The sequence below is a fragment of the Chitinophaga agri genome, assembly GCF_010093065.1.
Classification (GTDB): Bacteria; Bacteroidota; Bacteroidia; order Chitinophagales; family Chitinophagaceae; genus Chitinophaga; species Chitinophaga agri.
Genome location: NZ_CP048113.1, coordinates 271,606 through 294,316 on the forward strand (window position 1 = coordinate 271,606; position 22,711 = coordinate 294,316).

The window sequence follows — 22,711 nt, forward strand, 5'->3', positions numbered from 1 at the left end:
TGCCGCCTATGGCAGATAAAAATAAGGCTGGTATAATGTGCCTGCCAGCCTGACAACTTCACTATGTAACGTCTTCAGGTACATGACATTCTTTGGCAACGTATCTTTCTCCGCACATAAGATCTGTTCTACTCTCTCTTTAAGCTGTGCCGGTACTTTAGCTGCGCCTGTCAGTTCGGTAATAGCACGTTTGTCGCCTATCGGATACCGTTCATTCAGGGCAAATAATGCAGTAATAATATCTTTCACTGCTCTTGTCAGGCATCCGATCGTATTATATACATCACCTTTGATTGCTGCATGGCTTGCATGCCAGATAGTGAATTCCGCTGACCATAGTGATTGGCGGACGACAGTCGCTTTGAGTGCTGACGGATAGTTGGCTACTTCCTTTTTTAATGAGGGTATGATGTTGCTGACATCCCATAGCGGCACGCAACACTGCGTTTCGGCAAGATAGATCACAGAAGAAAATCCATAGGGAGGTTGTTGTTCGAAATTACTTTCCCATTGGCCGGCCTTCGCTTTTTCGATGGTCTGTCTGATCTGTTCGATATTCTTATACAACAGGTCTACTCTGCCGGCACGTGTCTCGATCCAGGCGCCACCATTTACCCAGGGGCCCCATTCATAGAAGCCAGTAACAGTAGGTGGTGCCGCCGCAAATAACATGGCCACTTCACGTATCCGTTCAATATCAAAAGGGGCGTTGGTATAATAATAAATGCCGATATCCATATCAGAGTTGGCTAATGCTGCACGCTGGGCATAGGACCCGCCCAGTACGATCGCTGCTACTCCTTCAATATTGGCCAGTGCTCCTGTGACTGCTTCCAGCAATTGTAGTTTTTGTAATGGTAGCTGGATGCCTGCTGAATCAAGCTGTTCTCTGATCGTTGCCATAATGGTGGTTGTTATTTTTTTCCTAAAGGCTTATTATTGAGTAGTACATTATCAAATGTCACATCTGTATAGCTAGCAATAAGTTTTTCATGTGGTGTCATTTATCCGGATCGTGAATATAAGGTATCATGTGCCGTTAAGCGCACTTTTTCCATCATATCATAAATATCTTTTTTAATTTACTTTGTTTGTAGATTGAGAACTAGCAGGTTATTTTATTAAAGTGCACATTACTGTTAAGTAGACCTCCAACCGGCATGCGCTGCTTGCATTTTCGCGATCTGAACCGCGCTTTCTCATTTTGACTACAAGATGTCTCAATCCGGCTACGTCGAAGAAATAACCCTGCGTTACCTTTGTAGCAAAACTTTCATTTAAATTTGCAGTATGAAGAAGGATAAGCGGTTGCCGCAGCAGTTTGAGTCATTATCGGATGTGCATAGCGCCTTTGGGTTACCCAAACCGCTGCATCCCCTGATCAGTTTCTTTGATCTCAGGGATGTAAATATCCGCAAGGGATCATTGGCGGATAGTTTTGTACTGGATTACTATAATATTTCCTTTAAGATATTTGCGTGCGGGAAGGCCAGGTACGGGCAGCATTACTATGACTTTGGTGAAGGGGGGATGGTATTCTCTGCACCCAGGCAGGTATTGGAAACCCCTCCGGAAAGTGGCGTGGCAGGTCATATGTTGCTGATCCATCCTGATTTCCTGTTATCCTATTCTCTGGCCAGAAAAATTAAGCAATACGGTTTCTTTTCGTATGATACCAATGAAGCCCTGCATCTTTCTGATAAGGAAAAAGAAACCATTTTTTCTATCTTCCGCATCATTGATGAAGAACTGAAAAGCAGAATAGATGAATTCAGTCATGATGTGATCATCTCTCAGATAGAGCTGTTATTGAATTACTGCAGTCGTTTCTACAAAAGACAGTTCCTCACCCGAAAGACTGTCAGCTCTGACCTTTTGCAAAAACTGGAAGCGTTGCTGGAAGATTATTTCAATAACAGTAAGTCATTGCAGCAGGGACTACCTTCTGTGCAATACCTTGCGGGGGAACTGAACATATCCGCCGCTTATTTAAGCGATATGCTTCGCTCGCTTACCGGGCAGAGTGCACAGCAGCACATTCATAATAAGCTCATTGAAAAGGCAAAAGAACGCCTGTCCACTACTGAAGAATCAGTCAGCGAGATCGCCTATGCACTGGGATTTGAGCATCCCCAGTCATTCAGTAAGCTGTTTAAAACCAAGACGAATCTTTCGCCGCTGGAATTTCGGCAGTCCTTTAACTGATCTATGTTATTTATGGGAGCTCCAACATGAGAATAGGGTAGGGCCGCCCGGTGCTATCCAGCTCCGTCCTGCCTGTCACTACAAATCCCAGGTGCTGGTAGAAGCCAAGCGCAGCTTCATTCTGTTCATTTACATCTACCCGCCGGATATGCTTTTCGTCGATGGCATATTGCATCAGCAGTGTACCTAATCCCTTTCCGCTGGCGGCAGGATGGATGAACAGCGCCTGTACCATGCCATCGCCGATGCCCATGAAACCAGCGATGTTGTCATCATGGTTAATACAATAGACCTCCATAGCAGGCAGATAGGTACCCACCATCTTTTTAAAGTAAAGCAGGTCGGAGGGTGTTAAAAAATGGTGGGTGGCACGCACAGCGGCTTCCCATATAGAGATGAGTTGCGGGTAATGGGCCGGAGACGGCTGGTAGATGTCGGGCATACAATTGTTTTCGAACTTTACAGGTATAGATGTATATAAACGGAGGGCAGCTTATTTATCAAACGCCCTGGTGCTGCTTCCGGTATGAACTGGGGTTCATGCCCCGGTGCTTTTTAAAGATCCTGTTCAGATGGCTTTTGTCCGTGAACCCAAATTCGTCTGCTACCTCATTGATGCGCATGTTACTATGCAAAAGTCTGTTCTCGATCAGTTTTAACTTGTAATGCAGGATGTATTGCTGCATGGATTCCCGGGCATGTTTCCGGAAAAAGTTACTCAGGTAACTTTCAGAAAGGCCGACATGTTTACCTATTTCATCCGCTTTTAGTTTGTCGGGTGAATAGATGTTTGACTGAATATATTCAAGGATATCTATCAGCTTCTGATCGGTTGATTCACTGACAGTTTCGGGAAAGCGTTCATGTATGTTCCTTGCCACCAGGATCAATAATGTATTTACCAGGGATGTAATGAGATCTTTATGAAATTCATCCTTTTTTAAATGTTCAGTTATCAGGATCTGTATCAGCTGCCTGGCAGCGGTTTTATCGTCTTCTGTTTTCAGGATACAGCCGGGTTCATGCCGGGCATTTTCAAGTATGGTCTCCAGCCGTTCAGAGAGCTTGTTCCCCGCTTTGGCGCCACTTATAAAACTGGTGTTGAGCCGGATAAAGAAAAACTGCGTAGGCGTCTCTATTTTGAATATATGGGCATCGTTCGGCGCGACCACGAAAAGGTGACCGGGTTTATAAGACACTTCTACCTCGTTGATACATTGTTTGCCGGTGCCGGAGACAACATACACCAGTTCAAAGAAAGTATGCGAATGGGCACCTCTCGGGCATTCATCAGGTACTTCTTTCAGTACCAGTTCAAATGGTTCCCTTAAATGATCTTTCTGCATGTCGTAAAAGTACACCTTTTCAGTGTGAAATGACAACCGTTGATATACCCTATTGTCGGAGCTTTGTATTCGAAAAACAATAAATCTGTACACAATGAAAGCGTTATTATTAGAGCAGTACAATACTCCGTTTAAACTGACAGAAGTAGCGAAACCTGTACCTGGAAAAGGAGAAGTATTGGTAAAGATAGCGGCCAGCGGTGTCAATCCGCTGGACCTGAAGATAAAGGCTGGTGCTGCGGGCCATGCCCAGACGAAGCTACCGGCCATTCTGGGTATAGACCTGGCAGGCACCGTTGAGGCACTGGGCGAGGGGGTAACCGGTTTCAAACCTGGTGATGCCGTATATGGTATGACGGGCGGTATCGCTGGTATTCCTGGTTCACTGGCGGAGTATGCCGCAGTGGATGCCAGGTTGATCGCGCATAAGCCCTCCAATATTTCTTTTAAAGAGGCGGCGGCGTTACCGCTTATTTTTATCACCGCATGGGAAGGATTGGTGGACAAGGCGCACGTGAAGGAGAATGATACCGTGCTGGTACAGGGAGGCGCTGGTGGCGTAGGGCATATTGCCGTGCAGCTGGCGAAGGCATATGGTGCGCAGGTATTTGCCACCGCATCAGCCGGTGATGCAGATTATATAACGCAGCTTGGCGCGACCCCGATAGATTATAAGGTTTACGACGCAGACCGGTGTGTAAGGGAGTATAGTGATGGGAAGGGTTTTGATATTGTTTACGACACTGTTGGTGGCAGCAGTATCGATGAGTCATTTCTGGCGGCAAAGCGATATACAGGGCATGTATTGACGATACTTGGCTGGGGAACGCATAGCCTGGCTCCCCTATCTTTTCGCAGTGGTACCTATTCAGGCGTATTTACGCTTTATCCGCTGATATCCGGTGAGTACCGGGAACATCATGGAGCTATCCTGAAAGAGGCAACAAAGCTGATCGAAGCGGGTAAAATTAAGCCACTGGTTGATCCGGCAGACTATTCACCTGAAACGATCGCTGAGGCCTATAGCGCCATTGAGAACCGTACTAACAGGGGCAAAGTGGTAGTAACGATCAGTTAGTTCGTTTCCCCGCATACATCTATTCCCGACACTACACTCATACCGGTGAGTTTTTCAGACGAAGCGTTACCGCCCGGCCACCGGTCTGATCTCCATACAAACAGGGTGCTTAATGGTCACTTTAAGGGCACCAAAAGGGCACTTCAATATCCCGGGGATATTGAAGTGCCCTTTTGGTGCCCTTAAAGTGACTATAGCGTAAGCCGATCAGACACAGTTGAAACACTGAACAGATGCTATAGACAATACAGGTATTGTACTACTTAACTTAGTATTTTTTAAATCCCGCCATTACTTGCCGGAAGAAACGGATGGACACAAGTTATTACGTATCAATCCATCAAAGCAGAGCCTGCTAATAAATGGTGACAATGCACCTGCTTGGTTGACTTAATCAACTGAATCTAAATATGCTCTACATTACGTATTTAATAAAGCTAAAAATTCACTAATACAATAAAAAGAATATTTGTACCTTTGAAAGGTTGTGTAGAACGACTACACCTATGCCTAACAAATAACATAATCCCTATGAGTTACGTCTTGTTACAGGGCACTTCTAACGATGTGGAACGTATAGAATTGCAGGATTGCCCTAAATGTAAACACGGTGTGCTGGAAGACAGGTTACCCCGTGGTTTCTTCGCTAAATATTTCCTCGGTTTTTTACCCTTGCGTAAGTACATCTGCTACTCTTGTTTAAAGACCAGCTATGTGTTACACAAGCCTAAAAAAGAGAAAGTGCATGTTGAAACACCGTTACCGGTTGTAAGACCCGAACGTGTGGCTATACCGGCACACTAACTGTGGAATAACGTAAAAACATATATTTTTTTTGTAGTAAAGATTACCCGGTGCTGACCCTGGCACCGGGTATTTTTATTTCAGATAATCTGTGTTGTTCATAATTGAAGAAAAATGAATTTGTAGAAATCTTTATTTGTTAATCCTTTTCCTTTAAATATAACGGCTGAGCTTCGTCTTCTGAAAATTCTGAAACAAAGGCATCTATGTTATTGTTATAAAACGCAGTGTGGTTGAAAACCGGGAAGGTCTGACTTTGGTATAGTGTTTGTTTCAACTGTTTCGCAGCATAACTGTTCACAAGCAAAAACTTTAAAGTCTGCTCACAACACCTTTAGAGTATACCAAACGAGTCAACTGACATGCCATGAAAGACTCATTACTTCGTGTTGTTATTACTATGTTTCTGAAGAGCGCCCACGTTAAATGGCCATCGTCACTACGCTATTATAATGCGTTTGGATACATGCGTGTCTGTGATGTTATGAATTATCATTGCGTATAACTACGTAATATTTGATATTGATTATTTTACTATTCCACGATACTGAAAGAAAGGCACTAACACCGAAAGCACGGATATACGCTGTATGGAAAATTTATGTAAATCGATGAGCTTCTAATATGATGGAATATTAATATTAGAGTTAAAAACATTTGGTCAGACTCATCTATAAACCGGGTAAAATTTAATATTATGTATTTATTTTGCACGCAGGTTAAAACATAATCTACTGAAAAACATATTGTTTGAGAGATTCCAGCGGTTGATGAAAAACTATTGATACAAGTTTTAACCTTATCTAATTAAACTGATGACTAAAAGATCATGGATTACCCCGTCCTGGCTGATTTTGTTGTTAGACCTTGGGTGTTCGATTGTTGCAATGAGCCTGGCTTTCCTGCTTAGGCTTAACTTTAACATCGAAGACTTTGGTCGATACCCCATGCAGGATATCGTGCTTGTTGTAGTGAGCGTGAATTTATTGCTGTCGCTCTTGTTTCGTACCTACATGGGTATCGTACGTTATACGAGCATGGCCGACATAGGACGTATATCATGCGTCAGCCTCATAAGCGCCGTCATATACTACAATGTCAATGTCGCAGCTGTCGCATATACCAGAGAGAATATGTTTCCGCTGTCTGTCATTGCTATCAACTTCTTCATTAATACTTTCTTCCTTTTATCCTACAGACTGTTTGTCAAATGGGTCTTCCGCTATTACAGCCGCTATGGTGTCATTAATAAAACAAAGGCCGTCATCTATAATGCCGGACACTCTGGTCTTATGGTGCGTAAGGCTATCCATGAAGACCAGACGGGGAATATCCGCATCGCGGGATTCCTTGATGATAAACTAACGCGCACAGGCAAACGCCTGGACGGTCTCCCCATCTTCAGTACGCGCCGTGACTCGCTGGAAAAGCTGGTCAGACAGGAGAAGATAAAACTTCTCATCGTGGCAGATGAAACGCCCGATACACAATTGCTGAACAATCTTGTAGACAACTGCTTTGCCCTGAATATTAAGGTACAGAAAGTCTTACCCGTGAACAAATGGATCAATGCCGGCTGGAGCCCCGCCAAACTACAGGATATTAAAATTGAAGATCTGCTGGACAGGTCAGTGATTAACATAAATAATGAACAGGTAAGCAGAGAAACAAGAGGTAAGGCCATCCTGGTGACCGGCGCCGCCGGATCAATTGGCAGTGAACTGGTCAGACAACTCGCCAAACTCAGCCCGTCCGTGATCCTGATGTGCGACAAGGCGGAATCTCCGTTGCATGAACTTGAATTGGAAATGGCAGAACTGCACCCGGGTGTCACCGTCGTTCCCTACATCGCTAACATCTGCGACAGGATCCGTATGCAGCAGCTGTTTGAAGTGTATGAACCTGCAGTAGTATATCACGCCGCTGCCTATAAACATGTGCCAATGATGGAGAAGAACCCCTCTGTCGCTGTACTCAATAATGTACTCGGCACAAAGATGTTATCGGAGCTCTCCGTGGAATTTGGTGTGGAGAAATTTGTAATGGTCTCTACTGACAAGGCGGTCAATCCGACTAATGTTATGGGGGCTTCCAAAAGGATCGCAGAGATCTTTACCCAGTCCTACAACACACACGTTAACCGTCAGTTTAAAAAGACCGGCCCTGTATACAGTACGCCTCCCACCAGGTTTATCACCACCAGGTTTGGCAACGTGCTTGGCTCAAACGGATCTGTTATCCCACGCTTTAAACAACAACTGGAAAAAGGTGGTCCGCTCACGGTTACCCACCCCGATATCACCCGTTACTTTATGACCATTCCCGAGGCTTGTCAGCTGGTACTCGAAGCTGGCGCGATGGGACAGGGCGGAGAGATATTCGTCTTTGATATGGGGCAACCAGTGAAGATCGCTGAACTGGCCAGTAAAATGATCCGTATGAGTGGCAGAGAGCCTGGTGTAGATATACAGATCGTCTATACAGGACTAAGGCCCGGTGAAAAACTATATGAAGAACTGCTGAACACTGCTGAAAATACACTGAGTACTTACCATGAAAAGATCATGATAGCAAGAGTGCGGGAGTACGACTTTGTTGAAGTAAATGAAGAAATTGAAAAACTGATCGCTTCTGCCCAGAAGCATTATATCACGCCGACAGTTGCATTGATGAAGCAGCTGGTGCCGGAATTTATCAGCAAGAACTCTACGTACGAGCAGCTAGATAAAGACAAGATCAAGTTATAATATTCCTCTTAATAAAAAACAGATCCAGCCCGCCAGCTCAATTTTGGTGCGCAGGAAGGAAAAGTATTTAAATATTCGTTTTTCTAATGAGAATTATTAACTACGAGAATTATTGCAGTAAACCCTTCAGATCATTACTCCATTTATCGGGAGCCATTCTTTCTTTGTGTCTGTTCGCTTGTTCAACACCGAAGAATATCACCTACTTCCAGGATATGGCTGATACAGCGAGATTAAGATCCGTATCACAGGCAGAATATTATACTCCCACTATTCAGCCGGATGATATCCTGCAGGTTACTATCCAGACATTGGACCCTACCGCTACCGCATTGTTAAACCAGAACGCGACTGCCTCATGGCCGGTAGCAGGTGGCAATACCAACAGTGCAGTACCCGGCGGCACGCCCGTCGGTAACAATGTAACAGGCTATCTCGTCGATAAGAACGGATATGTCATATTACCGCTTATCGGAAAGGTATTAGTAAAGGATAAGACAACGGATAAGGTCCGTGATGAAATAAATACCAAAGCGGCTGAATACTACAAAGACCCGATCGTCAATGTTCGCTTTGCGAATTTTAAAGTGACTGTCTTAGGTGAAGTGAACCGCCCTTCCACTTATGTAATGCCTAATGAAAAAGTCACCTTACTCGATGCAATCGGTATGGCTGGAGACCTCACGATATATGGCAAAAGAGAGAACGTGCTGCTCGTCAGAGAGAACGGAAAGAACAAAGATTTTATCCGTTTTAATCTCAATGACAGCCATACCTTCTCTTCTCCGTATTTCTACCTCCATCAGGGCGATGTGGTATATGTCGAGCCAAACAAATATAAAGTGGCTTCACAGGACATTTCGCAGGTCAGGAAATGGTCGCTCATTACAGCAGGCCTGACACTATTGATTGTAATTGTTTCGAGAGTTAACTTTTAAATGTTACGACATGCAGAACGGTGCGCATATAAATGGAGGCGGACAACTAAACGGATCACCTGTATCTGAAGGGTTGACTGATGGTGGTATCAACCTCCGTAAGATGGTGGATAAATTATTTACTTACTGGAAGTGGTTTGTACTCTGTATCGGCCTGGGCATCTTCTTGTCCTGGCTGTTCATGCGGTACGCCGCACCGGAATATAAAGTGAATGCCAAAATACTGGTGCAGGACGATAAGAAAGGATCTTCGTCCGGTGGAATGGAAGTACTTCAGCAGCTCGAACTGTTTAATACCAAAAGCAGCGTGGATAATGAAATCGAGATCCTTAAATCCCGCTCACTGATGCAGAAGGTCGTACAGGAACTGCAGCTGAACGTAACACTCTTTGCAGAAGGACGCGTGAAAGAAAGTGAGATCTTCAGAGAATCTCCTTTTGTTGTTAAATGGCTGTCAATGGAAGATTCTGTTAAACCTGTACGCTACACCCTGCAACAGGAAGCCGGTAAAATAAGGTTGACAAAAAAGAACTTCAGCCGTACCATCTCCTCCGGCGATACCATGCATCTCACCGAAGGTGTTGTCAAAATTGATCTGAATCCTGCATTCCCCAGCGGAGAGGATAAGTACCACATGAACATCACTTCCGTCGATAAAGCAGTGGCGGCCTTTCAGAAAATGGTCAGCATCAGCATTCCAAATAAACAGGTCAGTACCATTGACCTCACCCTGAATACCCGGGTGCCATCCAAGGGGGAAATGATCCTGAACAAACTTGTGGACGCGTACCTGAGGGCCAGTATTGAGGATAAGAACCGCATTGCTGACAGTACCATTGCTTTTATAGATAACCGACTGGTGATCGTCAGCCAGGAACTGAGTGGTGTCGAAAAGGATATCGAGCACTTCAAACAGGCCAATGAACTGGCCAATATAGACGAACAGGCTAAACAGCTGGTAACCGGAAGCGGCGATTTTAACAGGCAGCTGACCGAACAGCAGGTGAAGCTGAGCGTTGTGGAATCGCTGGCGCAGTACCTTGGAGACGATAAGAACACCAAACGGGTTGTGCCGTCTTCTCTCATTGTGCAGGACCCTACTTTCGTAGGACTGGTAGAAAAGTATAATACCCTACAGATGGAAAGGGAAAGACTGCTGATGTCCAGTACAGAGTCCAATCCACTGGTGAGGAACCTTGACCAGCAGCTGGCCGGATTGCGGGGAGACCTGCGCACGAACATCGGCTCTGTAAAGACCGGTATCCAGATCAGCATCAATGAACTGGAGAACCGCCAGGGAGCACTTAACCAGAAAATACGTGCCGTACCTGCCAAAGAAAGGGTATTCCTGGATTTCTCCCGCCAGCAGGCTATCAAACAGGACCTGTACCTGTTCCTGCTGAAGAAACGTGAGGAATCAGCTATTTCCAAATCATCCAATATGGCAATAGCCAGGGTCATTGATGCGGCGAAAAGTGATGCAGGACCATTTAAGCCTAAAAAATCACTTATCTACCTCGTAGGGATCATTCTGGGTGTTGCGGTGCCCTCCATCGTCATCTACCTTATGGAATTGCTCAATACGCGTATCCGGAACAGAGATGACATCACCAATAATACCAATGTCCCTATCCTGGGTGAGATCGGACACTCCGATGAAAAGAATATGGTGGTGCTCAATTCCAATACCCTCACACCAGTAGCCGAGCAGTTCCGTGCTATTCGTACCAACCTGCAGTTCATCCTTACCGGGCAAAAAGATAAGGTCATCCTGCTGACGTCCAGCATGAGTGGTGAAGGGAAGTCATTCGTTGCCAGTAACCTGTCCATGATCCTGGCAATGTCTGGGAAAAAGGTCGTGCTGATGGAAATGGACCTTCGTAAGCCGAAAATCTCTGAATACCTGGGGCTGACCAATCACACCGGTTTCAGTACCTACGTGATAGGAAAGTCCAGCCTGGAGAGCATCATAAAACCTTCCGGTATCCATGACAACTGCTGGGTGATCAGTTCCGGCCCTATTCCACCGAATCCGGCAGAACTCCTGTTGCAGGAACAGACAAAACGCCTCTTCGATGAACTACGTTCCAGGTTTGATTTTATCCTCGTGGATACGGCGCCTATTGGTCTCGTTACGGATGCGCAGTTACTGGCTAACTATGCAGATGCAACGCTTTACCTGATCAGACAGGGGCACACCTTCAAGGAGCAGCTGAAGATCTCCAAAGAACTGTATGAGCTGCGGAAGATGCCAAAGATCAACATCATTGTCAATGACGTAAAACGAGCTGCCGGAAGTGGTTATGGCTATGGCTACGGCTATGGCTATGGCTATGGATATAACATGTCACCACGTAGAACACTTGTGTCCAGGATTAAGAAGTCCCTTGTCAACAAATAACAGCAAAACATATCGGAGATGGAATTAAAGAACAAAAGAGTGCTGGTAACAGGGGCGGATGGCTTCATAGGAAGTCACCTGGTAGAGCGGTTATTGGAAGAAGGTGCTATCGTCAAGGCCTTTGTCTATTATAATTCATTTAATAGCTGGGGGTGGCTGGATACATTCCCGCCGGAAAAGCTGGACCGTATTCAGGTATTTGCCGGTGACATCCGTGATCCGAATGGTGTGCGCACGGCTATGAAAGACATTGATGTGGTTTTTCACCTGGCTGCACTGATCGCTATTCCATTTAGTTATCATTCCCCTGATTCGTACATCGACACGAATGTGAAAGGGACGCTGAATATCGTACAGGCGGCCAGAGACCTGAACATTGCCCGCGTACTGGTAACCTCTACTTCTGAGGTATATGGTACAGCGCAATACATTCCGATAGATGAGAAACATGCCCGGCAGCCACAGTCGCCCTATTCTGCTTCCAAGATCGGTGCAGACTGTATAGCGGAATCTTTTTACAGAAGTTTTGATCTGCCACTGACCATCGTAAGGCCCTTTAACACCTATGGCCCGAGACAGTCAGCCAGAGCGGTCATTCCTACCATCATCACGCAACTGCTGAACGGAAAGGAAGCCATCAAACTGGGCGATACCACACCAACCCGCGATCTGCTTTTTGTGAAGGACACGGCAAATGGTTTTGTGGAAATAGCGAAGTCAGATGCACTGATTGGACATGATTGCAATATAGCTACACAATCGGAGATCACGATTGCAGAAGTGGCGAATGAACTTATTCAGCAGATCAATCCGGCAGCAATGATCGTTATGGATGATCAGCGGCTGCGTCCTGAAAAGTCTGAAGTGTTCAGACTGTACGGCGCCAATGAAAAGATCCGGACATATACACGATGGGAGCCACAATATACACTGAGTCAGGGTCTTGCGGCGACAATAGGCTGGTTCAGGAAAAAAGAAAATCTGAAACAGTATAAAGCAGAGATATATAACATATGATACATACAGCCAGATTTGACAGGTCGAAAGAATTACAGCAATACTTGAATGCCAATGGTATACAAACCAGACCTTTCTGGGTGCCTATGCACAGATTGCCGGCTTTTGCCAACGATATCTATTATCATTTCAGTGATGTCAGCGAAGATATTTATGCGAACAGTCTGAGTCTGTCGTGTTCAACAAACATCGCAGATGAGGAAATAGAAAAGGTCATATGCAATATTAAAAACTTTTATGACAGGTAAACCTTCGGTCCTGATGGCGGTGTTTGCCCGGCTCACAGAAAAGAATGCTGCTTCTGCAACTGTTATGTCTGCCCACACGCAGGTATCAGCTTATGCGGAGATTGGAGCCGGAAATATCATCGAACCTGTCAGTATCAGGTAAGACATACGCTGGTCAGCCGTGTAAAATCATCAGTAAATGAAGAAAGTTATTATCATAGCAGAAGCAGGTGTCAATCATAACGGCAGCATGGAAAATGCTTTGCGGTTGATCGATGCCGCCGCGGATGCAGGTGCGGATTATGTCAAGTTCCAGACATTTAAGGCGGCACGACTGGTGAGCCGCGAAGCAAAACAGGCGGAATATCAGCAAAGGAACACTGGGCACACGGGAAGCTCGCAGTTCGAGATGCTGCAGAAACTAGAGATCAGTGAAACACAGCACTATGAACTGCAGGCATATGCTACAGAAAGAGGCATTCGCTTTCTTTCCACAGGATTTGACGAAGAAAGCATTGACTTTCTTGATACGCTTGGCATAGACATTTTCAAAGTGCCTTCCGGCGAGATCACCAATTACCCCTATCTGAAGTATATCGCTTCTAAAGGGAAACCAATCATCTTATCGACTGGTATGACCACGCTCGGCGAGATAGAACAGGCCGTTAATGTACTGATAGAGAACGGTATCGCACGCGAAGAGATCCGTATCCTGCATTGTAATACGGAGTATCCCACACCGATGCAGGATGTAAACCTGATGGCTATGCATACAATAAAGACGGCTTTTGGCACTGGTGTTGGCTATTCTGATCATACAACGGGTATTGAAATACCTATAGCTGCCGTGGCACTTGGTGCCGAGATCATAGAAAAGCATTTCACGCTGGATAAAGAAATGGACGGCCCTGATCATAAGGCTTCGCTTGATCCGGTAGAGCTGCGGCAGATGGTGACTGCCATCAGAAATGTTGAACAGGCGATTGCTGGCAGCGGGTTTAAACAACCCAGTCCCTCGGAGAAGAAGAATATGACGGTGGCCAGAAAAAGTATTCACCTTCGGGTCGACATCTCTCAGGGAACCGTCATCACGGAAGGTGACCTCCTGATGATCCGTCCTGGTGACGGCATATCTCCCTTTGACATGGAGAAAGTGGTGGGTATGAGAGCGGGCAAAGATCTTACTGCATATCATAAACTTACCTGGTCGGACTTTATATGAAGATAGCTATACTGACAAGTTCCGGAGCGGACTACGGCATTTATAAACCCAAAGTCTGCACAGGTGAAAAAGAAAAAAACATTCATTAATGGATCTACTTACCCAAGCATGTATGGCAGACTATAAAAGACATTTGATTGATCAGGATGCTACACTCATGGAAGGGTTGGCACGATTAAATGTGCTTGCCGCAGATACCATCCTTTTTGTAGTAGATGGTGATGAACGACTTGTAGGATCGCTTACCGACGGTGATGTACGCCGTGGTCTGCTTAAAGGACTACAACTGGATAGTCATGTAAGAGACTTTATTGCCAAGCCGCCACGTGTGATACAGAAAGGCAATTATACAGTGGAACAGATCATTGAATACCGGGAGAAAAACCTGCGTATCATTCCGGTGATCGACCATGAGAACCGGATGCATAATATTGTCAACTTCCGCTATCATAAGTCTTACCTGCCAGTAGATGCGATCGTGATGGCAGGAGGAAGGGGAGAACGTTTGAAACCATTGACAGATGAAGTGCCAAAGCCATTATTGAAAGTAGGTGACAAACCTATTATAGAACATAATATAGACAGGTTACTGACTTTTGGTATTGATGACATCTGGATATCTGTGAGGTACCTGGGAGATCAGATCTGCGATTATCTGAAGGATGGGTCCGAAAAGGGTGCCTGTATCGACTATCTCTGGGAAGATGAGCCGCTGGGTACTATCGGGGCGGCGGCCAAAGTGAAGAATGTGACGCATGATTATGTCCTCGTCACCAACTCAGATGTATTGACCAATCTGGATTATGAAGATTTCTTTCTTGACTTTCAGGCCAAGGATGCGATGCTATCAGTCGTAACTATTCCCTACAACGTAGAAGTACCTTACGCTGTACTGGAAACAGAAGATGCACAGGTACGCTCCTTCAAGGAAAAGCCGACCTACACATACTATTCCAACGGAGGCATTTATCTCATGAAAAAAGAGTGTCTGGACCTGATCCCCCGCGATGCTTTTTTTAATGCAACAGACCTCATGGAGAAACTGATCTCTAATGGAGAGAAAGTAGCTTCTTATCCGTTGAGAGGTTACTGGCTCGATATCGGCAAGCATGAGGATTATAAAAAAGCACAGGAAGACATCAAATATATAACATTCTAACCGGATACAGTTCATGTCGATTTTCGTTACAATATGCGCCGGAGGATGCTCCAAAGGAATACCGGGATAGAATATAAAGATGTTGGACGGCAGACTTGATTTCAAATTGTTGTAGTCTTTGAGTGCGACAGTTTTTTTACTAACGGATAACTTTAGAAGGTATGAGTGCTTTTCTTATTCTAATTAACAATGCTCCCCAAATGCCGGTGTATCATACAAAACTGGGAGAGGCGCTTGAGCAGAGAGGACATCAGGTATATTATGCATATAGTGATCATCTGCCTTTCCTGACAGACCATATTTCTCCGGAGGGCAAGAAGGTATTTGTGTTTTCATCTTACTTCAGGGAGCATTATAAGACAGCGGTAGTGCCGGAAAAATATAGAGGGATCAATCTGTGGGAAACGTTTTACGCCGACTATGACCGCTTTTTCGTGAACTACAGGTTTAAGCCCAGGGGACATGGGTATTATGAAGCGCTGATGGCGAATATGGTGTCATTCTTTGATGATATTTTTACTACCTGTAGCATTGATTATTTCATTTATGAGAATATCTCTAACAGCTTCGCGCATGTTTGTTACCAGGTAGGCGCTTTGAATAATGTGGGCTTCCTAGGGTATTGTGTGTCCCGTATGCCCGGGCGGTTTGAGATACAGACGGAACGGTTTAATACCGTGCAGCTGTTCAGTCATGCGTATGACAATGTGGAGATGAGCGAAGTGCCGGAATCAGTGATGAAAGATATTGATACCTACCTGGACAGGTATGAGGAGGACAAGATACCTACCTACCATTCCTTCAGTCATCCGTTGAGTTACAAGACCTCTCTGATCAAAAAATATGTGAGTGGAGAGAAGGTAAGGATGTTTACATCGGGATTTAAATATCTGCGTAAATACGGTGCGGACGTTAAGTACAGCTTTCCTGTACACAATCCGGTAAAGATGTATACTCATTTTTTCTTCCGGCAGCTGAACAGGAAGCTCAAGATCTTTCGTTCCAGGTGGATCTTTGACAAGGTGAAGCCTGAAGGGAACTATTTCGTGTTCCCCATGCAAATGAAACCTGAAAGTTCTACATCCGTATGGGCGAGACATTTTGTTGATGAAATATCACTAATAAAGAATATTGCATTCAATCTGCCTTTCGGCACACTGCTGTATGTGAAAGAGCATTTTGTGAACCTGGGCAATCTGCCATTTGAAGTCTACCAGGAACTGAAGCGCATCCCGAATGTCAGGCTGGTACACCCGCTGGAGCCTAATAAGCCATTGTTACAACATAGTCTGGGCATCATTACCCTGACGAGTACGATGGGGTTTGAGGCATTGATGATGGGTAAAATGGTGGTAGCTTTCGGTGATATTTTCTATAAGAAGCATCCGCTGTGTATTAGCGTAAAAAGCTTTGAGGACCTGTATACTATATTCTCAGCCATAAAGAAGGACAATGGGAAGGTAAGAGATATCAACAGGCGTTTCCTGGCTGCATACTATAACTGTACCTACGAGGGGAATGTCAACTATATCGCTTATGGTTCCTTTGATCCGGAACGATTTACCGTGCCCATGGTGCAGGCGATATCCGCTATCACAGCACGGAAGCAGACCGAGGTGGTACGCGAAGAAGATACATTGGATGTGGTAAATGTGTAATCGGCATGTGGGATAAGATCAAGTTCATATCGCAGAAATACCTGATCATCGGAATCAATTTCCTGTTGCAGTTTGTGCTGTTCCGGCGGTTCGATGTACAGACGGCCGGGATGCTGAACTATGGACGTACGTTGTTTCAGTATTTTGAATATTCCAACATAGGATTACGGAATACGATTGACAGGCGTCAGTTCAGGGATGATAATGCCGTGGCTTCTTTTATAGCATCATCTCGCACGATCAATCTGCTCATCGCCCTGGCCATGGCATTGGTGGTCTTTTGTTTTGAGTTTAGTTACTGGACGTTCCTTTTTCTGCTTTGCGGGGTCTTTTACGCCTATCTCTTTTATGAGAAGGTCTATCTGCGGAATATTCATGAAACAGGCAAATATGTCCGCGTAAGCTTCATTTTTGACCTGGTGCCAGTGATCTTCCTGACCATCGGTGTATGTACCGGTAGTTTACTATATGCCGGATTGTTATTTCTGACCGGATACCTGGTGTTGTTTATATGGTTCCTGTTCAGAGGAAGTTTGCGTAGCCGGTTTGTCGTGGATGTAAGGTATATGAAATCCATCTTCAGGAAGAACCTGAACGAGGGATTTTACCTGTTCCTGTCTACCTTCCTTTACTTCATACTCCTGAGTGGGGATCGGTTCTTTCTAAAGCAGTTCTTTGGTTATGAGGTAGTCGCGCAGGTATCATTTGCCATGTTCTTTTTTAATGCGTTTTCTCCGTTACCTGCCGCGCTGATAGAGATCAGGATGAAGCCATTACTGACGACAGCCAGCAGAAAGGAGTTCATACATTTCTTCCGGTATATATTGCTGATGACACTGGCGTTTATTGGGGTGTTGTTTGTAGCCGGTCCATTCGTCATCCATGTGTTCTTTAGTAAATATGCGCCCATCAGTGGTTTTGTGAATTATTATAGTCTGCTGCTGATCCCGCATGTGTTATTCCAGGTCACCTTTCTGGTATTGTTCAGAAGAGGCCTGCAGCGCGTATTGTTTTACCTGTTAAGTGCAGCGGTGGTATTGTATTTATCATTACTGGCCACATTAGGGGCTTTCATTACAGTGTCTCCGCTGATGCTCATATGGACAGCCAAGATAATAGTGAATATATTTCTGGCAGGCAGTATTATCTACGTGCTGGCCAGGAGGGAGAGCTTTCGGATATTAAGCATAATAAGTAAGTAAATCCTATCGTCTTACATGAAGAACTTTTTCTGGCCCATATTGATCCTTTTGCTGTACATCTTGCAGGCATATGACAAGATGATAGGAGAAGAGTTTGATATTAATTTTTATCTCTTTGGTGTCATTATTTTTTATTCGGCCTACAAGGCTTTTAATGATCCGTACATCTATTCGCTGAATATGTTCTTCTGGATCTTCAACCTGATCTTTCTCGGTTATACGGCTTCCTTTCAGTATCTCACAAATGACTTTCCATGGGGAGGCAGTATGCCGAAAGAGGTGGTGTTTGAAACAAATATTTATATCATTATCGGATTGTCGCTGTACGATTTGGTGTATTCGCTCTATAAGCCACGGATAAAGATCAATAGTCTTTTCGCTATTAATTATCCCAAGTTCAATTTTGCCGTGATTGGAACGATCATTTTTGCAGCCGTATGGTTGTATACCTATTTTACCACGGGAATACAGTTCACGCGGTTTGATCTGGTCGCACAGTCTAAAGCAGCGGATGTAAGTCAGGATCAGGGCTTGCTGGTCGGTATTATCTCACGTTCCCTGCTGGCTTTTTACTGCATATTATGCGTGCATTTTATGCGGCAGCAGAAGATCTCGCCTGTATGGGGGCTGCTGGTTTTAGGATTGACCATACTTATATGTTTTCCAACCACTATCTCCCGCAATTATGCAGGTATCCTTTATCTGGGAATCATTTTAAACTACTTCAGGACATTTAAATGGCAGAAGCTGATACCGCTTTCGTTCATTACGATCTTTATATTATTCTTTCCAATTCTTACGCATGCCCGGTACGACTACTTTACGCTGGATTTCGTACTGAAGAATTATACCACGCTGACTGCCACGGCTTATAAGTCTGGCGACTTCGACGCGTATTCTATGTTCTGTCGCTCGGTGAATTATGTGGAGCAGCATGATCTTACCTATGGCAGACAGCTGATGGGGGCGCTGTTGTTCTTTGTGCCAAGAAGCATGTGGCCTGCCAAACCTTTCGGTAGCGGATATTTTGTTGGCGATAGCCATGGGCTGGGCTTCCTCAACGTATCCTGTCCGTTTATGGCGGAAGGGTTTATCAACTTCGGACTGATCGGTACGTTACTATTCATATTATTGCTGGCATTGCTTTCCCGGTATATGGACCAGTTCTACTGGACCAATATTAGCAGGGGGAACCTTCATAATTTCTGGATTGTGTTGTACCCTTCGCTGATCGGGTCGTTCATATTCGTGCTACGCGGAGATCTGCTATCGTCGATGGCGTACACCACCGGATTACTGGCATCCGCGCTGGTATTTCATTGTATACTGAAATTTATGTTAAAAGGCACATGATTTGACTTCATTAACGCAAAACCTCCAGTATGAATAAAAAGCTTGTTGAACGTTTTACTGCTGTGCTTTTGATGATTAGCGGACTGCTTTGGGCGGGTGACCTGCCGGCCAAAAGTATCAGGATCTATGTATCTGTGAATGGCAGTGATAGTAATAACGGCAGTACCGCAGGAAGTGCTATGCAGACAATTCAGGCTGCCATAGATAAAGCGCAGTCCTTGTCGCTGGACAAGCAGGATGCTGTGACGATCTTGCTGCAACAAGGTGTTTATTATATCAGTAAACCGATTGTCATCTCGAAGTCTCTACCTGGAGGAGCTTCACTGACAATTACCAGTGAAGGTGGAGAGGTGCGTATTTCTGGTTTCAGGCGGATTGAGCGCAATAAAATTAAAACAGGCGGGCAGTATTGGGAGATAGATGTCAGTGGTGAATCTTCTTTTGTGAGTCAGCTGAAAGTCAATGAAAGGATTGCTCCACAGTCAGTATATCCGGATAATGACTGGTTGTACTTTAAAGGAGTTACGCAAAAGCTGCTGAAGCAACGGAAGAATGTAAATCTGTTATCAGATTCTGCTGTGCAGACGCTGAGTGTAGATGATAATGTGACAAAGCCACTGAAAGGGCAATATAGTAACCTTGCTGAGATACAAATACTTAACAAATGGCATTTTATAAGGCGCCCTGTTAACAATGTGTCGAACGCGCAATTGTCTGTAGTGGGGCAGGAGATGGTGCCTTATTCTCCCTGGAAAACAGGTACCCGCTATCAGATCGTGAATAGCACAATGGGGATGAGTGCAGGCAGATGGATGTATGATAAGGTGGCGCACAAGATCTATTATAAGCCAGCGCCTGATGAAACTGCTGGCAGCACCGCTTTTTATATACCCGTCACTGATGAATTGCTATTGGTCAGGGGAAGCGGTGCGAATAGTCTGGTCAGCAATGTATATATCAGCAATGTCACTTTTGAAGGCGCCGGATTTGATGTGTCGGATAAGGGATTGCAGCCCCAGCAAGCCGCTTCGACCTATGGTGCAGCCATAGAAGTAGGGTATGCCCGCAATATACAGTTCCTGAACTGTGCATTTACTGCTATCAGCGAGAATGTGTTGTGGCTGAATGAATGTGTCTATAATTCGCTGATAGATGGTTGCTACTTCAACGAGTTTGGTATGGGGGCTATCCGGATCGGGGAACCCAAGCCCAATGGAAACGGCGTGAAATTACCTGTGACAGCTTTTAATACGGTAAGCGACTGTATTATTCAGAATGGTGGTAAACTGAATGCTGCTGGTGCGGGAATAGCGGTTTTTCAGTCGCATGATAATAAGATCATTAACAATGAAGTGTCTGATCTGTATTATACCGGTGTAACTGTAGGGTGGACATGGGGTAAAGGAAAGAGCTATGCGACAGGCAATCTTATTGCCGGTAACATTATACATCATATTGGTAAAGGAGTGCTCGACGATCTGGGTGGTATTTATATGTTGGGTAATAGTTCCGGTACTGTGATAAGAGATAATATCATCCATCATATCTATAGCTACGACTATGGGGGTTGGGGGATATACCTTGATCAGGGATCAGCAAATATTAAAGTAACAGGTAACCTGGTTGTAAATACGAAAAGCGGTGGATACTTTCAGAGCATTTTATCAGACAATATAGAAGTCGCCAATAACATCTTTGCCAATGCAGATATCAATCAGCTGCAGCTGGCCGTTGTCACGGCGCCTGTGCCGGATACATTTCTATCGTTTCATGATAATATCATCGTGAGGAAAACCGGAAAATGGTTCTATGGTAGCTGGGGAGCGAAGATCATTCTTTTTAATAACAACACATTTTACTCGGATGCCAGGGCACCGGAGGATAATTCCGTATACGTGAAGCGGTATTCGTCGCCGGAGTACAGGTCCAAATTTATTAAAGTTCCTGACCTGTCCATTTTTGATAAGGATAATTACGTAATGGCGGATATCAGTCAGATGATGGGGGTACTGAATATAAAGCGATCATTTGCAGCAGGAACAAAGGATAATAAATGGTCCGGTAAGACGAATTCCCGAAATGGTAGTTACTACAGCAGGTTTAATGAGCGCATGAGAAAAACGACCTTATTCAGGGAAAATCAGGTGGGACTATGACAGTTACTGAACGACACAACTTTTCGCAGGAATGAAGATATTTATTAACGCCCATAACCTCCGGTTTGGTGGAGGAAAGACTGTCGGGTTTAACCTGATCAACTATTACATAGCCAATCCTGCTGTGTCTGAAATTATGATTGTCGCTCCGGCTGGGTATGGTTACGAGCGCTTTCAGGGAGTGGATAGCAGGACGAGTATCTATTTTTTGCCAGCCATCTTCAATACATCTGTATTTAAGATCATATCGAATTATGTTGTACTGCCGTTACGAATTGCGCTTTCACGCACGGACTTTGTCCTAAGCCTGGGCAACGTCGCCGTGCCGACATTGAAACCACAGTTCCTGCTGATACATCAGGCCTATCTGGCCTACCCCGAAAGTATTGTATGGGACAGGCTCAGACAGAGCGACCGGAAGTTTTACAGGTATATCAGGAATATGCTCAGATTGGTAAAAGCGAATCTGAAATATCCTACAGTATATGGTGTACAGACAAACACCATGAGAAAGCGGATCAGTAGTATTTACAAGATCCCGAAGGAGGATATTCATGTCATACCCAATGCTGTATCGTTCACCAGTTTTAAAAAGGGACGGGCAGGTAGTACGGCCGTGAAGGGACACCAACAGATCAGACTATTGTTCCTGAGCAAATACTTCCCTCACAAGAATTTCGAGATACTTTTTAAGGTGGGACTGGAGATCGTGAGCAGAGGGTTGCCCATCCGGATATCCGTTACGATCGACGAAGAGGAGAATGAGGGCAGCAAAAGATTCATTGAAACGATCAAGGCGATGGGGTTACATGAGGTGATCATCAACAAAGGGAATGTCCGGCTGGAAGAGATCGCTGCTGCATATGACGAGCATGATGGACTCTTCCTGCCTACTTTGCTCGAATCATTTTCAGGTTCCTACATAGAAGCGATGTATTTCAGTCGACCCATCTTTACAAGTGATATGGACTTTGCCCGTGAAGTATGCAGGGACGCGGCTTATTATTTTAATCCGCTTGACGAAGAGGACATCATTTATTGTATTACCGCTGCGTATGACAACAGGACCGAAATGGCGCGTAAGGTGGAGGCCGGAAGCCGGATCGTGGCACAATCCTATTCCTGGGAGGATATAGGGAGATTTATCGATACCAATGTATTAAAGCTGAAATAATATTCCCGTTCATTATTGAAATTG

General features: G+C 44.9%; 19 protein-coding genes. 16 read left to right on the forward strand and 3 right to left on the reverse strand.

Annotated features, from left to right (window positions below; all coding sequences use genetic code 11):
• Positions 1-6: 6 nt before the first annotated feature.
• Positions 7-903, reverse strand: coding sequence for a nucleotidyltransferase domain-containing protein (locus GWR21_RS01025; protein ID WP_162329927.1), 897 nt, complete (start codon positions 901-903; stop codon positions 7-9).
• Positions 904-1,290: 387 nt separating this feature from the next.
• Here GWR21_RS01025 and GWR21_RS01030 point away from each other — a divergent pair, with 387 nt between their 5' ends.
• On the forward strand, positions 1,291-2,205 hold the full coding sequence (locus GWR21_RS01030) for a helix-turn-helix domain-containing protein (RefSeq protein ID WP_162329928.1): 915 nt from the start codon (positions 1,291-1,293) through the stop codon (positions 2,203-2,205).
• A gap of 10 nt (positions 2,206-2,215) precedes the next feature.
• On the opposite strand, the gene GWR21_RS01035 is transcribed toward GWR21_RS01030, so the two are convergent.
• Both GWR21_RS01035 and GWR21_RS01040 read right to left on the reverse strand, forming a co-directional pair.
• Positions 2,216-2,647 carry a GNAT family N-acetyltransferase gene (locus GWR21_RS01035; RefSeq protein WP_162329929.1) on the reverse strand — a complete coding sequence of 144 codons (432 nt, stop codon included), beginning with the start codon at positions 2,645-2,647 and terminating at the stop codon, positions 2,216-2,218.
• A 58-nt stretch (positions 2,648-2,705) separates the two neighbouring features.
• Positions 2,706-3,551, reverse strand: a complete 846-nt coding sequence (locus GWR21_RS01040) for an AraC family transcriptional regulator (protein ID WP_162329930.1) — start codon at positions 3,549-3,551, stop codon at positions 2,706-2,708.
• Positions 3,552-3,645: 94 nt separating this feature from the next.
• Between GWR21_RS01040 and GWR21_RS01045 the strand changes: the two genes are divergently transcribed.
• From GWR21_RS01045 to GWR21_RS01115, 15 genes are all read left to right on the forward strand, one after another.
• On the forward strand, positions 3,646-4,629 hold the full coding sequence (locus GWR21_RS01045; protein ID WP_162329931.1) for a zinc-dependent alcohol dehydrogenase family protein: 984 nt from the start codon (positions 3,646-3,648) through the stop codon (positions 4,627-4,629).
• A 531-nt stretch (positions 4,630-5,160) separates the two neighbouring features.
• Positions 5,161-5,433 (forward strand): hypothetical protein, encoded by a 273-nt coding sequence (locus GWR21_RS01050; protein WP_162329932.1) that lies wholly within the window; start codon positions 5,161-5,163, stop codon positions 5,431-5,433.
• Positions 5,434-6,320: 887 nt separating this feature from the next.
• Complete coding sequence (locus tag GWR21_RS01055; protein WP_238430122.1) at positions 6,321-8,180, forward strand: polysaccharide biosynthesis protein; 1,860 nt, start codon at positions 6,321-6,323, stop codon at positions 8,178-8,180.
• Positions 8,181-8,266: 86 nt separating this feature from the next.
• Positions 8,267-9,118 (forward strand): polysaccharide biosynthesis/export family protein, encoded by an 852-nt coding sequence (locus GWR21_RS01060; RefSeq protein WP_162329934.1) that lies wholly within the window; start codon positions 8,267-8,269, stop codon positions 9,116-9,118.
• A 10-nt stretch (positions 9,119-9,128) separates the two neighbouring features.
• Positions 9,129-11,519, forward strand: coding sequence for a GumC family protein (locus GWR21_RS01065; RefSeq protein WP_162329935.1), 2,391 nt, complete (start codon positions 9,129-9,131; stop codon positions 11,517-11,519).
• An 18-nt stretch (positions 11,520-11,537) separates the two neighbouring features.
• On the forward strand, positions 11,538-12,536 hold the full coding sequence (locus GWR21_RS01070; protein ID WP_162329936.1) for an NAD-dependent 4,6-dehydratase LegB: 999 nt from the start codon (positions 11,538-11,540) through the stop codon (positions 12,534-12,536).
• Positions 12,533-12,784: a DegT/DnrJ/EryC1/StrS family aminotransferase gene (locus tag GWR21_RS01075; RefSeq protein ID WP_162329937.1), complete on the forward strand. Its 252-nt coding sequence runs from the start codon at positions 12,533-12,535 to the stop codon at positions 12,782-12,784. Before GWR21_RS01070 ends, GWR21_RS01075 begins: the two co-directional genes overlap by 4 nt.
• Positions 12,774-12,926 (forward strand): hypothetical protein, encoded by a 153-nt coding sequence (locus GWR21_RS01080; protein ID WP_162329938.1) that lies wholly within the window; start codon positions 12,774-12,776, stop codon positions 12,924-12,926. The genes GWR21_RS01075 and GWR21_RS01080 overlap by 11 nt, the downstream gene beginning before the upstream one ends.
• Before the next feature lie 36 nt (positions 12,927-12,962).
• On the forward strand, positions 12,963-13,985 hold the full coding sequence (gene neuB, locus GWR21_RS01085; protein ID WP_162329939.1) for an N-acetylneuraminate synthase: 1,023 nt from the start codon (positions 12,963-12,965) through the stop codon (positions 13,983-13,985).
• Between the two features lie 112 nt (positions 13,986-14,097).
• Entirely contained in the window at positions 14,098-15,144 is a 1,047-nt protein-coding gene (locus GWR21_RS01090) for a nucleotidyltransferase family protein (protein ID WP_162329940.1), read from the forward strand.
• Positions 15,145-15,305: 161 nt separating this feature from the next.
• A complete protein-coding gene (locus GWR21_RS01095; RefSeq protein WP_162329941.1) occupies positions 15,306-16,802 on the forward strand; it encodes a capsular polysaccharide export protein, LipB/KpsS family in 1,497 nt (498 codons plus the stop codon).
• Between the two features lie 5 nt (positions 16,803-16,807).
• Entirely contained in the window at positions 16,808-18,004 is a 1,197-nt protein-coding gene (locus GWR21_RS01100; RefSeq protein WP_162329942.1) for an MATE family efflux transporter, read from the forward strand.
• Positions 18,005-18,019: 15 nt separating this feature from the next.
• Positions 18,020-19,357, forward strand: coding sequence for a hypothetical protein (locus GWR21_RS01105; RefSeq protein ID WP_162329943.1), 1,338 nt, complete (start codon positions 18,020-18,022; stop codon positions 19,355-19,357).
• Between the two features lie 29 nt (positions 19,358-19,386).
• A complete protein-coding gene (locus tag GWR21_RS01110; RefSeq protein WP_162329944.1) occupies positions 19,387-21,513 on the forward strand; it encodes a right-handed parallel beta-helix repeat-containing protein in 2,127 nt (708 codons plus the stop codon).
• Between the two features lie 31 nt (positions 21,514-21,544).
• Positions 21,545-22,687 (forward strand): glycosyltransferase, encoded by a 1,143-nt coding sequence (locus GWR21_RS01115; protein WP_162329945.1) that lies wholly within the window; start codon positions 21,545-21,547, stop codon positions 22,685-22,687.
• The last annotated feature ends 24 nt before the right edge of the window (positions 22,688-22,711 follow it).